Here is a 13,166-nt window from a genome sequence, read left to right as displayed (position 1 = left end):
TTACAATGAATAAGAAAGTCGCTTTTTATACACTTGGCTGTAAGCTTAATTACTCCGAAACCTCGTCGATAGGCCGGATGTTTACCCAGGCCGGTTACGATACGGTTGAGTTTTCAAACACGCCCGATGTTTTTGTGATCAATACCTGCTCGGTAACCGAAAACGCCGATAAAAAGTGTAAAAAGATAGTGAAGGAAGCACTCAAAATTTCTCCGGATGCTTACGTAACCATAGTTGGCTGCTATGCCCAGCTAAAGCCACATGAAATTGCCGAAATACCCGGTGTTGACATGGTGCTTGGTGCTGCCGAAAAATTCCAGATTATTGATCATATTACCGACCTTACCAAAAAGCCCAAAGCAGTTGTATACAACCAACCGGTAAGGGAGGCCAACCAGTTTGTACCGGCCTATTCATTTGGCGACCGTACCCGTACTTTCCTGAAAGTTCAGGACGGTTGCGATTACTCCTGTACCTTTTGTACCATCCCACTGGCCCGCGGTGCCAGCAGGAGCGACACCATTGCCAACGTAATTGAACAGGCCAAACAGATAAGTGCTTCGGGGGTAAAAGAAATAGTACTCACCGGTGTTAATTTGGGTGATTTCGGAATCCGCAACGGGCAACGGGAGGATAAGTTTTTTGACCTGGTTAAAGCCCTCGACGAGGTGGAGGGGATAGACCGAATCCGTATTTCCTCTATCGAACCCAACCTGCTTACTGACGAGATCATTGCTTTTGTGGCTACTTCAAAACGGTTTGTTCCTCATTTTCACATCCCGCTTCAATCTGGCTCCGACAAGATACTCGGCCTCATGCGTCGTCGCTACAAACGCGACCTGTATGTAAATCGTGTGGCCAAAATAAAAGAACTGATGCCCGATTGCTGCATTGGGGTTGATGTTATTGTAGGGTTCCCCAGCGAAACACGTGAAGATTTTATTGATACCTATAATTTTTTAAACGATCTGAACGTTTCATACCTGCACGTATTTACTTACTCCGAAAGGGAAAATACGCTGGCGGCCGAAATGAAAGGCGCAGTACCTGGTTCAACCCGGGCGGATAGAAGTAAAATGCTGCACATATTGTCCGATAAGAAACGCCGGGCTTTTTACGAAACCCAGTTGGGTAAAACCGATGAGGTTTTATTTGAAGGTGACATAAAAGATGGCTTTATGCACGGCTTTACCCGCAATTATGTAAATGTAAAGGCCAAATACGACCCTATATTGGTAAACGAATTGAAAAAGGTTTACTTAACAAATATTTCACCGGATGGTGATGTCGAAATAACAGAAGGCGAAGAAATATTAGTTCATTAAAACGCTATCTTCGCTTCAAAATACAACCTATGTTTCCAACCATAACATCGCTTCTGCAATATATTTTCGGTTTTAACTTTCCGTTACCTATACAAACATTTGGTTTTTTTGTGGCTATAGCTTTTATGGCAGCATACTGGGCCTTTGTTCAGGAATTTAAACGGAAGGAGAAACTGGGGATTCTTCATTCATCAAAAAGAACAGTACTGGTTGGGCGACCTGCTTCGGCAGCCGAATTGGCTGGTAACGCTGTATTTGGTTTTATTTTAGGTTATAAATTAATCGATTCGGCATTAAATTATCACGCACTTTTAGATGATACACAGGGTTTCCTGCTATCCTTAAGAGGGAATTGGATAGGTGGCATTATAGGTGCAGCAGCTTTTGCTTACTGGGCTTATTACGAAAGCGAAAAGCAAAAATTAGCCAAGCCCGAAAACAGGGAAGTAACCTTACACCCGTATGAAATGATGGGCAGCATTTTGTTGTGGGCTGCTATATTCGGTTTTGCCGGCGCTAAATTATTTAATGCCCTTGAAAACTGGGGCGATTTTATGAAAGACCCGGTTGGCATGCTAATAGGTTTTAGCGGCCTTACTTTTTATGGTGGCCTCATCTGCGGCGGTGCAGCAGTGTTATATATAGCCAATAAAAACGGAGTTAAGCCTTTAGATATGCTGGATATTGGTGGCCCGGGTATGATGCTGGCTTATGCATTAGGCCGTGTTGGCTGCCAAATGTCGGGCGATGGCGATTGGGGGGTGGTAAACCTTGCGCCGAAACCGGGCTGGCTGAGTTGGGCGCCTGATTGGGTATGGTCTTTTAAATTCCCTCACAATGTTAATGACGAGGGCGTTCCCCTGGCAAATTGCATAGGTAAATTTTGTCATGAACTGCAATACCCCGTATACCCAACATCGTTATATGAATGTATCATCTGCCTGATACTATTTGCGTTCCTGTGGAGTATCCGCAAACAGATAAAAAATTCAGGTGTGCTTTTTGGTATTTATATGATATTGGCCGGTGTTGAACGGTTTTTTATCGAACTGATACGCGTAAATACAAAATACCATGTGGCTGGTATCAGCTTTACCCAGGCCGAAATGATTTCGCTGATCATGGTTATCGGCGGCGCGTTGTTAATAGTAAACGGTTTAAAAAATAAAAACACAGCTACTTTACAGCATGGCTAATGAAAAACAGGCTCACAAGCTGTTAAATAACCAGGTATTCAGGTTTGTACTTTCGGCCGGTGCCGGTTTTTTAGTTGATATCTCTGCCTTTTATCTTTTTTATCACAACCTGTTAGCCAGGCGCACTTACCTCATAGGTTCATACACTTTCCGTAATTCCACTTTATCGTTAGCCATTTCGTTTTTGCTTGGGGTGATAGTCAATTTTGCTATTACCCGCGCTCTTGTTTTCAACGAATCAAAATTATCAGCTTATAAGCAGTTTTTTCGCTTTATATCTGTTGCCTGTGTTGGTTTTTTCGCCAACCTTGGGCTAATAAAGATATTGATCCAGGCTTTTGGTATTTATCCTCCTGTGGCACGCATAGGCGCTGCTTTAAGCTTGTTTTTTGCAAGCTTTTTTATTCATAAGGTATTTTCATTCAGCTTATCATTACGTAAACATGCAACTCCAAAACATAACGCAACAGGTAATTGAAATAGCCAAACAGGCAGGCGATTTTATCAGGCAGGAACGCAAATCATTCAGCCCTGACAAAATTGAATACAAAGGGCTCAATGATATGGTTTCATACGTTGACCAAACAGCCGAACGGATTATTGTTGAAGGCTTAAAAAAAGTACTACCCGAGTCTGGTTTCATCACCGAAGAAAAAACCACTACTATTGTGGGCGACCGGTATAACTGGATTATCGACCCTTTGGATGGTACTACTAATTTTATTCACGGCCTGCCGGCTTATTCCGTAAGTATAGCATTAAAAGAATATGATGAACTGGTAGCGGGCGTTGTGTACGAAATAAATCAGGACGAATGTTTTTACGCATGGAAAGATGCTCCGGCTTATCTGAATGGCCGAGAAATCCATGTAAGCAAAAATACTACGGTAAGTACAAGTCTTATCGCTACAGGTTTCCCTTATTATGATTTTACCAAGCAGGCCCAATACATAGAACTATTTACCGAATTGATGAAAAGCAGCCACGGCCTGCGTCGCATTGGTTCGGCAGCTGTCGACCTGGTTTACACCGCCTGCGGCCGTTTTGACGCCTTTTACGAATACAACCTGAACGCCTGGGATGTAGCCGCCGGAATAGTAATTGTAAAACAGGCAGGTGGCGATATTGTAAACTTTAAAGGGGGAAGTGAAGTACTGGATACAAGGGAATTGTTGGCCAGCAATGGTATAATAACAGGGGAGATGCTAACGGCGATACAGAAATATTTCAGGTAATACAGACGAATATCGCGAATTGAATTTCATACACACGAATTTTCCTAATTGAATCGAATTTCACGGATTTAAAGGATAATTTAAAAAAATCAGATCAAATTGCTACAAATGCAATGGCACCAATTTATTCGAACACTGATTTGTGTAATTCGAATAAATTGATGCCATTTCTGTCCTAATTCAATTCGCGAAATTCGATTCAATTAGTGAGGTTCGTGTGTAATTATAGTGCTTCAGATACCACTTCGGTAACTTCAGGAACCATGCGTTTAAGCAGGTTTTCGATGCCTGCTTTAAGCGTTATGGTTGATGACGGGCAACCGCTGCATGAGCCGCGAAGCTCGACAGTTACCACACCTTCGTTAAATGAACGGTAGGAGATAGCGCCGCCATCCTGCTCGACAGCCGGGCGAACATAGTCATGCAATATCTGCTGAATTTTAACTTCAGTTTCAGATCCTTCGAAGTTTGTTTCTTCAGACTGCTCTTCTAATTGGACCTTCAATTCCGATTCAACCGCACCCTTTACAAACTCTTTCATGATAGGTTCAACGTCGGCCCAGTCGCTTTCATCGGTTTTAGTGATGGTAACGAAGTTGCTGGCGAAGAAAACACCATTTACAAACGAAAATTTATATAGTTCCTTAGCGAAAGGTGATTTATCGGCGCTTTCTTTAGTAGCGAAATCGACACTGCCATTAATCAGCAACTTGTTCACAATGAACTTCATTGTTGCCGGGTTTGGCGTTGATTCGGTATATACGTTGATATTCATCGAAATTCTATTTAGATTAATTAAACAAATTTAATCACCTTTTTGATTTAAATACAATACTAAAATTGTTATGACGGGCAGATGATAGATGTGCAGATATGCAGATTTCAGATGTGCAGATGATTTGAATGGGTAGCATTATAAAAATCACTCATCTGCACATCTGTAATTTGAAATCTGCACATCAAATTCCCGTATAATTTAATGGCGTAATTTGTTTCAATTCATTTTTTACACTATCACTTACTTGCAAGGTATCAACAAACTCTGCAATAGTTTGAGCGTTTATTTGCTGATTGGTGCGGGTAAGGTCTTTTAATGCCTCGTATGGGTTAGGGTAGCTCTCGCGCCTTAAAATAGTTTGGATAGCCTCAGCAACTACAGGCCAGTTGGCTTCCAGGTCGGCGATGATGGCGTCCTGGTTAAGTAATAGTTTGTTTAAACCTTTGATGGTAGATTTTATGGCAATTAAAGTATGAGCTACCGGTACGCCTATATTGCGTAATACGGTCGAGTCTGTTAAATCGCGCTGTAATCTCGAAACAGGCAGTTTGGCGGCCAGGTGCTCAAACAAAGCATTGGCGATGCCTAAGTTACCCTCCGAGTTCTCAAAATCAATAGGATTAACTTTATGTGGCATGGCCGATGAGCCTACTTCGCCCGCTTTTATTTTTTGCTTAAAGTAATTCATGGATATGTAAGTCCACATATCGCGATCAAGATCAATCAGGATATTATTGATGCGTTTTAAAGCATCGCATTGAGCAGCAAAATTATCGTAATGCTCAATCTGGGTAGTAAACTGCGAGCGGCTCAGCCCTAATACATCATTCACAAAATGATTTCCAAAAGCTTTCCAATCCTTAGCAGGGTAAGCAATATGATGTGCATTGAAATTGCCTGTAGCACCCCCAAATTTGGCCGAGTATTTTACCGATTTCAAAATCTCCAGCTGGCCTTCAAGCCGTTCTACAAAAACCTCAACCTCTTTACCAAGCCTTGTTGGCGAGGCCGGTTGCCCGTGTGTGTGCGCCAATAATGGAATATCTTTCCAATCGGCGGCATATCCTTTTAATGTATCAATTAGCTGGCTGATAGCAGGGTAGTAGGCGTTGTTTATAGCAAGTTTAAACGTGTAAGGGATAGCTGTATTGTTGATATCCTGCGATGTCAAACCAAAGTGAATAAACTCCTTAAACGCATCCAATCCGCCTAATTTATCAAACTCATTTTTAATAAAATACTCTACAGCTTTTACATCGTGATTGGTTGTTTTCTCAATCTCTTTGATGCTTTGGGCATCGGCTTCAGTAAAGTTTTTATAGATATCGCGTAACTTTTCTATCAGATTGACATCAAAACCTTGTAACTGAGGCAACGGATATTCAACCAATGCTATAAAATATTCAATCTCGACAAATACACGGTATTTGATCAGGGCGTATTCAGAAAAATAATCAGCAAGTTCGGCGGTGGTGTTTCGGTAACGGCCATCAATTGGCGAAATTGCAGAAAGCGGAGACAAGTTCATTGAAATATAATTTTTTGCAAAGATAAGCATTTAGATGTGCAGATGATGTTAGATGTGCAGATGTGCAAATTTCAGATGTGCAAATGATAATAACTATGCGGTTACGCTAACTTAATATTGAAGGAGATTGATATGCAATTTATCGTGACATGTCCAATTTCGCTATTGCCGATCGTTATAATAAAAAAAGCAAATTGTTGCGCTTTCATCTGCATATCTGCACATCTGAAATTGGCACATCTGCAATGTTTGTCGTTAAAAAGTCATTTCAGTTGGAAACTTTGAAATCAAAAAATGTTTCCTTAGTTTTGACCCGGAAAGTCAATGAGTCAAATAGAAAGAATAATTGAAGGTGGCGAAGAGCTGTTTTTAAAGGCAGGCATCAAGAGCGTAACCATGGACGATATAGCCAGGCACCTGGGTATGTCGAAAAAAACCATATACCAGTTTTTTAAGGACAAAAACGAATTGGTAACAGCAATGGTTAAAAAGAAGCTGAAAGAGGATGAGGAGCAAATGATCGAGTTCATTAGTAAATCTGCTAATGTGATAGAGGAAATGATGAACATGACCAAATGCTCAGAGGATATGTTTTCGCGTATCAACCCGATAGTAATTCATGATATGCAAAAGTACCACCCTGATGCATGGAAGGTTTTTCAGCAGTTCAAAAATGAGGTTTTGATTAGCACCCTGGAAGAATTATTAACAAAAGGTATTAAACAAGGTTACATAAGGCCCGAAATTGACGTAAGGATAGTTGCGCGCATGAGGGTAAACACGGTGGAACTTGGATTTAACACCACGATATTCCCGATAGCGGAGTTTAATACATGGAAGGTACAGGTCCAGTTTTTAGAACATTTTAACTATGGCATTTGCACCCTTAAAGGGTACAAGCTTTTAAATCAGTACAGGAACATACAAGAAGATTAATTTAATACTGCTGACATAAGGCTGTCAAAATCGGCCCGGATATTTGGGGCACAATAGAAAAAAAATCACCAAACAACTATATATACAATGAAATATTTACTTTTTACGGCCACATTTTTGGGAGCCATAGCCCTTAAAAGCTATGCCCAGGAAACGCCACCTAATAATCAAACTTTTAATTTCAGCGTGCAGGACTGTGTTAATTATGCTTATGAGCACCAGAATACCGTAGTTAATGCCGGTCTTGATGTTAAAAGTGCCGAATATAAAATTAAGGAAACAACAGGCACAGGCTTGCCACAGATAAATGGTAGCGCATCGTTTACTGATTACCTTAAGGTTCCAACAAGTTTATTGCCAGGCGAGTTTTTTGGAGCGCCAGGTACATTTATCCCGGTGAAATTCGGTGTAAAGTACAATTCAAACCTGGGGTTGAGTTTAACACAAAAAATATTCGACGGCAGTTATTTTGTAGGTTTAAAAGCATCAAAAACTTATAAGGAATTATCTGAAAGGAGCCTTACCCGCACCAAAATTGAAACAAACGTTAGTGTAACAAAAGCTTACTATCAGGTTTTGGTGAGCGATGAGCAGATAAAACTTTATGATGCAAACATTGCGCAGTTAAAACAACAGTTAGATCAAACCGTAGCCCAAAATAAGCAGGGCTTTGTTGAAAAGATTGATGTTGACCGTATTACTGTTCAATACAATAATTTGGTTACTACGCGCGAAAATGTGATCAGATCGCTTGCTTTAAACTACCAGATGTTAAAATTTCAGATGGGAATGCCCATAGATTATAACCTGACATTAAAGGATAAGCTGGTTGATATTAAAATGGATAACAGCGTTGCAGAATTAGGCCAGGATACCGCTTTTTACCACAATCGCATTGAATATGCTTTACAGGAAACTGATAAAAAGGTAAACGAGTTATTGTTAGCCAACAAAAAAGCGGCCTATTTGCCAACTTTAAATTTTAACGGCAATTACGCGGCATCATACCAGGATAATAGTTTTGGTAACTTGTATAAAAACTCTTTCCCATCAAGCTACATCGGTTTATCGTTAAACGTCCCCATTTTTAGCAGCGGTCAGCGCAGCAACCAGGTAAAACAAGCCAAAATTTCATTGATGCAATCGCAAAATAACCTGGTAAATCTTAAAAATACCATAAATCTTGATGCTAAGGTTGCAGGTGTGAGTTACCTGAATGGTTTACAATCCCTCAATAACCAAAAAGCCAACCAGGAGCTTGCACGCGAAGTATTAAGGGTATCAAAAATCAAATATCAGCAGGGCGTTGGCTCAAGCATTGAGGTAACACAAGCGCAAACCAGTCTTGAGGATGCCGATAACAAGTATATCCAGGGATTGTACGACGCCCTGGTAAGTAAGGTTGATCTTGATAAAGCATACGGACGAATTCAATAAACACAAACTAAACTCAATATAAAATAACGATATGAAAAAGATATTCTACATACCGGCGGCGTTACTTCTTTTGGCTGCTGCCTGCACCGAAAAACCAAAAGACAAGAAAGCCGAATTGGCCGACTTGCAAAAACAGCAACAGGATATTAATGCCAAAATAACCAAACTGCAAGCAGAAGTTGGTACAACAGATAGCGGCAAAACAACTGATGTAGCAGCGGTAGTGCTAAAGGCCGGTACATTTACCAACTATGTACAAATACAAGGTAAAATTGACGCGCAGGATAACGTTACCGCGTTTCCGCAGGCAAACGGTATCATTACGGCTTTGTATGTTAAAGTGGGCGATCATGTAAATAAAGGTCAGGTACTTGCGCAGTTGGATAATAGCGTAGCACAACAAAATATAGCGCAATCTGAGGCCCAGGTAAGCCTAAATCAAACCTTATATGAAAGACAGAAAAACTTATGGGATCAAAAAATTGGTACCGAAGTACAGTATCTACAGGCGCAAACAACATTGCAAGCCAGCAAAAGAGCTTTAGCAAGTTTAAAACAACAAGCTGGTTTATCACGTATTGTTTCGCCAATTAGTGGTACTGTCGACCAAATGGACCTTAAGATAGGACAGGGCTTAACAGCAGGCCAAACAGGTATCCGCGTTGTAAACGCCGATGTATTGAAGGTTAAAGCTGATGTACCTGAATCATATTCGGGTAGTGTAAATACAGGCAACGCAGTTAAAATATTAGTGCCGGATGCTAACGATTCCTTAGTAACTAAGGTGACATTTGCTGCTAAAGTTATAGATCCTACATCAAGAAGCTTTGGTGTTGAAATTAAGTTACCTGTGCGTAAAACCTTACGCCCTAACATGACCGCCATCATACAAATTGCTAATTATGTTAAGGAAAATACTATAACTGTACCTGTAAAAGCCATCCAGAAATCGGAAGAAGGCGATTACGTGTTGTTGAACCAGAATGGTATTGCAAAACGTGTAAATGTAAAATCGGGCGGCACATATGGCGGCCAAACTGAAATATTATCGGGATTAAAGGCAGGTGATCAGTTGATTACTGAAGGTGCAACTGAAGTGGAAGACGGCGACAAAGTCAAAGTTTTACAGAGTGCTAATTAATTTTATTAACAATTGATCTGTTTATTATGAAAGATCTGAACAAAGAATTCGCGCCCTCCAGTTGGGCCATCGATAATAAAACGGCTATATACGTGCTCATATTTTTGATCACGATATTAGGTCTTGTTAGTTATAATAATCTGCCAAAAGAAAACTTTCCTGATATCGCGCAGTCCAAAGTGTTTGTTACCACAACATTTATTGGCCAATCACCGCAAAATATCGAGAATCTGGTAACCAGGCAGATAGAGAAAAAATTAAAGTCGTTAAAAGGATTAAAAAAAGTAACGTCAAATTCCCTGCAAAACGTATCGGTTATTACTGCGGAGTTTAATGCCAATATTGACATTAAAGATGCCAAGATCGACGTAAAGGACGCAGTTGACAAGGCCAAACAGGATTTGCCTCAAAACGACGCGAACTACAAAGAGCCCGTTATATCAGATATCAACGTAGCCGATTTGCCGATTTTATATATCAATATATCAGGCGATTATGACCTGAAGAAGTTGAAGGAATATGCCGACCTGTTGAAAGATGAAATAGAGAGTTACAAAGAGATCTCGAAGGTTGACGAAGTAGGTGCGCTTACGCCCGAAATTCAGATCAACGTAGATTTGAATAAGATGACTGCCGCGCAGATCAGCTTTGATGATATCATCAACGGGGTTGGCCAGGAAAACGTGCTGGCATCTGCTGGTACCATTAAAACAGATGGTGTTAGACGCAGCATTGATATTAAACAGGATTTTAAAAATGCCGACCAGGTTGCCGCCATGGTTATCCGTAACCCTAAGGGACAGGCGGTTTACCTGCGTGATATAGCTGAGGTTAAAGACTCATTTTTAGAGCAGGAAAGTTATGCCCGCTTAAAAACACCTGAGAGCACAAAGTTTAAAAACGTAATTACCCTTAACGTAAGCAAAAGAGCTGGCGAAAACCTGATCCAGGCATCGGATAAAATAAATCAATTGATTAAGGATAAACAAAAAACTGTTTTCCCTAAAGGATTGAATATCACAGTAACAGGCGATCAGTCAGACAAAACCCGTACTACGCTTAGCGATTTGATCAACACCATTGTTATCGGTTTTATGTTGGTAACCGTTATCCTGATGTTTTTTATGGGTACAACCAACGCCATATTTGTAGCGTTATCAGTTCCGCTATCATGTTTTATAGCATTCCTGATCATGCCGGCTATTGGCTTTACACTAAACATGATCGTATTGTTCTCGTTCCTGTTGGCATTGGGTATAGTAGTGGATGATGCTATTGTGGTTATTGAAAATACACACCGTATTTTTGATAATGGTAAAGTACCTATTAAACAAGCCGCTAAGATGGCTGCGGGTGAAGTGTTTCTGCCGGTATTTTCTGGTACTATGACCACACTGGCACCATTTGTTCCATTGGCTTTCTGGAATAGCTTAATCGGTCACTTCATGTTCTTTTTACCAATTACGCTTATCATTACCTTGTTGGCATCGTTGGTAGTGGCTTATATCATGAACCCAGTTTTCGCGGTTGATTTTATGAAGCCACATGTAAGCGGCGAACACGATAACCCTAAGTTTGATAAAAAAACAACACGTGCCGTATTGGTGATGGGCGTATTGGCTGCGTTAAGCTACCTGATGTTCTTTATGGGCAAATGGACTATGGGTATGGGGAACTTACTGGCCCTATGTATCATTTTATATTTGCTTAACCACTTTGTATTGTTGAGGGTTATTGACAGATTTCAAAACAATGCATGGCCAAAATTCCAGAAATGGTATGCTAAATGGCTGGAGCGCGCCGTAAAACGCCCGGGCACTGTGTTGGGTGGTACTTTTGTTTTGTTTATTTTGGCATTGGTCATTAACCACTTTTTAGGTAAAACACCCGAGTTTTTCCCATCCGGCGATCCAAATTTCGCTTATGTATATGTAACCATGCCTATCGGTACTGACCAGGCAACTACCAACGAAGTAACAAAAACAATTGAAAAGCGTGTGGCTGCCGCTGTTGAACCGGATAAAGATATTGTATCATCTGTAATATCAAATGTTACCAAAGGGGTAAGTGATCCTACAGATGAAGATCAGGGCGATTATCAGAATAAAGGTAAAGTGACGGTAGCTTTTGTGGAATTTGGTAAACGTGAAGGAAAAGACACTAAGGCTATCCTTAAACGGATTCGTGGAGCAGTAGGTAGTGTACCTGGAGCAAAAATTTCTGTTGCGCAGGAAAATAGCGGTCCTCCGGTTCAAAAGGACATAGCCATTGAAATTGTTGGTGACAATATCGATACACTTGTTGCTACCGGTAACAGGCTAAAAAGTTACCTAACCAAGCAAAATATTGCGGGTATTGAAAACCTTGTTGCCGACGTGCAAAGCGATAAACCGGAAATCGTTTTCGATATTGACCGTGAGCGTGCCAACCGTGAGGGTATCAACAGTTCTCAAATTACTAAATCATTGGTAACGGCCGTATTAGGCTGGAAAGCGGGCGACTTTAGGAATACTAAGGAAGATGACTACCAGATTAAGGTAAGAGCGCTTGAAAACCAGCGCGGTAATATTGATGAATTGAAAAACCTAAAAATTACCTACCGCGATTTGGCTACAGGTGGTGCCATCAGGCAGGTTCCTATCTCGGCTTTTACCGATGTAAGGTATTCAAACACCTATAGTAACATCAAACGTAAACAACAACGCAGGGTGTTAACCTTAGGTTCCAACGTCATTAAGCCTTATAACCCTAATGATGTGAATGCCCAGATCTTAAAAGCAATCGCTAACTTTAAAAAACCGGAAACGGTTACCATTCGCCAGGGTGGTGGTCAGGAAGATCAGATGGAGGCGGTTGTTTTCCTTGGTGGAGCTTTAGCCACATCATTTTGTTTGATATTTATTATCCTGATGATTCAGTTTAACTCAATAGGTAAAACACTAATCATCATCAGCGAAATCTTCTTCAGTATCATAGGGGTATTATTGGGGGTAAGTATTTTTGGCATGACTATGGCTATCGTTATGACTGGTGTGGGCATTATAGCGCTTGCCGGTGTTGTTGTCCGAAACGGAATCTTGCTGGTAGAGTTTACGGATATGTTGATTGATCAGGGCGCAAGCGTACACGATGCCGTAGTTGAAGCGGGGCATACCCGTATGACACCGGTATTGTTAACCGCCACCGCTGCCATATTAGGTTTAATACCATTGGCTGTAGGCTTCAATATCGACTTTGTTGAGATGTTTAGCCACTTTGCACCACACATTCACTTTGGTGGCGATAACGTAGCCTTCTGGGGGCCATTAGCCTGGACAATGATCTTCGGCCTTGGTTTTGCTACCATCATCACCCTGATCCTGGTGCCATGTATGTACCTTATACGTTACAACCTGAAAGCACGGCTTTTTGGTAAAAAGGAAGAAAAACATGTACCGGTTTTAGAAGCAGAAGAAGTTTAACTTTTTAAACTACAAAGAATAATGGCCGCCCTGAATTTATCGGGGCGGCTTTTTTGTTGTGGAATAATTTTGACTGTGCTGGTTGCCTTTTATAATTCCGGTATTTAATTATTGATTTATATGTTTTAT

General features: G+C 40.8%; 10 protein-coding genes. 8 read left to right on the top strand and 2 right to left on the bottom strand.

Annotated elements, in window-relative coordinates; translation table 11 throughout:
• Positions 1 to 5 precede the first annotated feature (5 nt).
• Genes mtaB through PQ469_RS14690 form a run of 4 tightly spaced genes read left to right on the top strand, consistent with a single transcriptional unit; the run spans position 6 to position 3,756 of the window.
• Positions 6 to 1,325 carry a tRNA (N(6)-L-threonylcarbamoyladenosine(37)-C(2))-methylthiotransferase MtaB gene (gene mtaB / locus PQ469_RS14705; protein WP_274213640.1) on the top strand — a complete coding sequence of 440 codons (1,320 nt, stop codon included), beginning with the start codon at positions 6 to 8 and terminating at the stop codon, positions 1,323 to 1,325.
• A 29-nt stretch (positions 1,326 to 1,354) separates the two neighbouring features.
• The gene (locus PQ469_RS14700) at positions 1,355 to 2,521 is read left to right on the top strand and encodes a prolipoprotein diacylglyceryl transferase (RefSeq protein WP_274213639.1); all 1,167 of its coding nucleotides are present in this window, start codon (positions 1,355 to 1,357) and stop codon (positions 2,519 to 2,521) included.
• Positions 2,514 to 2,999: a GtrA family protein gene (locus PQ469_RS14695; RefSeq protein WP_274213638.1), complete on the top strand. Its 486-nt coding sequence runs from the start codon at positions 2,514 to 2,516 to the stop codon at positions 2,997 to 2,999. The genes PQ469_RS14700 and PQ469_RS14695 overlap by 8 nt, the downstream gene beginning before the upstream one ends.
• Positions 2,965 to 3,756 (top strand): inositol monophosphatase family protein, encoded by a 792-nt coding sequence (locus PQ469_RS14690; protein ID WP_274213637.1) that lies wholly within the window; start codon positions 2,965 to 2,967, stop codon positions 3,754 to 3,756. The genes PQ469_RS14695 and PQ469_RS14690 overlap by 35 nt, the downstream gene beginning before the upstream one ends.
• Positions 3,757 to 3,979: 223 nt before the next feature.
• On the opposite strand, the gene PQ469_RS14685 is transcribed toward PQ469_RS14690, so the two are convergent.
• Together PQ469_RS14685 and purB are read right to left on the bottom strand one after the other, a co-directional pair.
• The gene (locus tag PQ469_RS14685) at positions 3,980 to 4,531 is read right to left on the bottom strand and encodes a NifU family protein (RefSeq protein ID WP_274213636.1); all 552 of its coding nucleotides are present in this window, start codon (positions 4,529 to 4,531) and stop codon (positions 3,980 to 3,982) included.
• 184 nt (positions 4,532 to 4,715) lie between these two features.
• Positions 4,716 to 6,062, bottom strand: coding sequence for an adenylosuccinate lyase (gene purB, locus PQ469_RS14680; RefSeq protein ID WP_274213635.1), 1,347 nt, complete (start codon positions 6,060 to 6,062; stop codon positions 4,716 to 4,718).
• Between the two features lie 324 nt (positions 6,063 to 6,386).
• On the opposite strand from purB, the gene PQ469_RS14675 reads away from it, so the two are divergent.
• The 4 genes from PQ469_RS14675 (at position 6,387) to PQ469_RS14660 (ending at position 13,037) form a co-directional block, all read left to right on the top strand.
• Positions 6,387 to 6,998, top strand: a complete 612-nt coding sequence (locus PQ469_RS14675; protein ID WP_090652669.1) for a TetR/AcrR family transcriptional regulator — start codon at positions 6,387 to 6,389, stop codon at positions 6,996 to 6,998.
• Between the two features lie 87 nt (positions 6,999 to 7,085).
• Positions 7,086 to 8,435: a TolC family protein gene (locus tag PQ469_RS14670; protein WP_274213634.1), complete on the top strand. Its 1,350-nt coding sequence runs from the start codon at positions 7,086 to 7,088 to the stop codon at positions 8,433 to 8,435.
• Positions 8,436 to 8,466: 31 nt separating this feature from the next.
• The gene (locus PQ469_RS14665; RefSeq protein WP_274213633.1) at positions 8,467 to 9,576 is read left to right on the top strand and encodes an efflux RND transporter periplasmic adaptor subunit; all 1,110 of its coding nucleotides are present in this window, start codon (positions 8,467 to 8,469) and stop codon (positions 9,574 to 9,576) included.
• Positions 9,577 to 9,602: 26 nt separating this feature from the next.
• Positions 9,603 to 13,037, top strand: coding sequence for an efflux RND transporter permease subunit (locus tag PQ469_RS14660; protein WP_274213632.1), 3,435 nt, complete (start codon positions 9,603 to 9,605; stop codon positions 13,035 to 13,037).
• Positions 13,038 to 13,166: the final 129 nt, after the last annotated feature.

Source organism: Mucilaginibacter sp. KACC 22773, assembly GCF_028736215.1.
In the GTDB taxonomy this organism is placed as follows: domain Bacteria; phylum Bacteroidota; class Bacteroidia; order Sphingobacteriales; family Sphingobacteriaceae; genus Mucilaginibacter.
The sequence above is the reverse complement of the archived record's forward strand: the minus strand, read 5'-3'. Positions and strand labels throughout refer to the sequence as shown.

What these genes read in the sequence shown, in the direction of transcription:
- PQ469_RS14685 (WP_274213636.1), bottom strand. Translation starts at nt 4,531, where the DNA reads ATGAATATCAACGTATATACCGAATCAACGCCAAACCCGGCAACAATG.
- PQ469_RS14695 (WP_274213638.1), top strand. Translation starts at nt 2,514, where the DNA reads ATGGCTAATGAAAAACAGGCTCACAAGCTGTTAAATAACCAGGTATTC.
- PQ469_RS14700 (WP_274213639.1), top strand. Translation starts at nt 1,355, where the DNA reads ATGTTTCCAACCATAACATCGCTTCTGCAATATATTTTCGGTTTTAAC.
- purB (WP_274213635.1), bottom strand. Translation starts at nt 6,062, where the DNA reads ATGAACTTGTCTCCGCTTTCTGCAATTTCGCCAATTGATGGCCGTTAC.
- PQ469_RS14690 (WP_274213637.1), top strand. Translation starts at nt 2,965, where the DNA reads ATGCAACTCCAAAACATAACGCAACAGGTAATTGAAATAGCCAAACAG.
- PQ469_RS14660 (WP_274213632.1), top strand. Translation starts at nt 9,603, where the DNA reads ATGAAAGATCTGAACAAAGAATTCGCGCCCTCCAGTTGGGCCATCGAT.
- mtaB (WP_274213640.1), top strand. Translation starts at nt 6, where the DNA reads ATGAATAAGAAAGTCGCTTTTTATACACTTGGCTGTAAGCTTAATTAC.
- PQ469_RS14665 (WP_274213633.1), top strand. Translation starts at nt 8,467, where the DNA reads ATGAAAAAGATATTCTACATACCGGCGGCGTTACTTCTTTTGGCTGCT.
- PQ469_RS14675 (WP_090652669.1), top strand. Translation starts at nt 6,387, where the DNA reads ATGAGTCAAATAGAAAGAATAATTGAAGGTGGCGAAGAGCTGTTTTTA.
- PQ469_RS14670 (WP_274213634.1), top strand. Translation starts at nt 7,086, where the DNA reads ATGAAATATTTACTTTTTACGGCCACATTTTTGGGAGCCATAGCCCTT.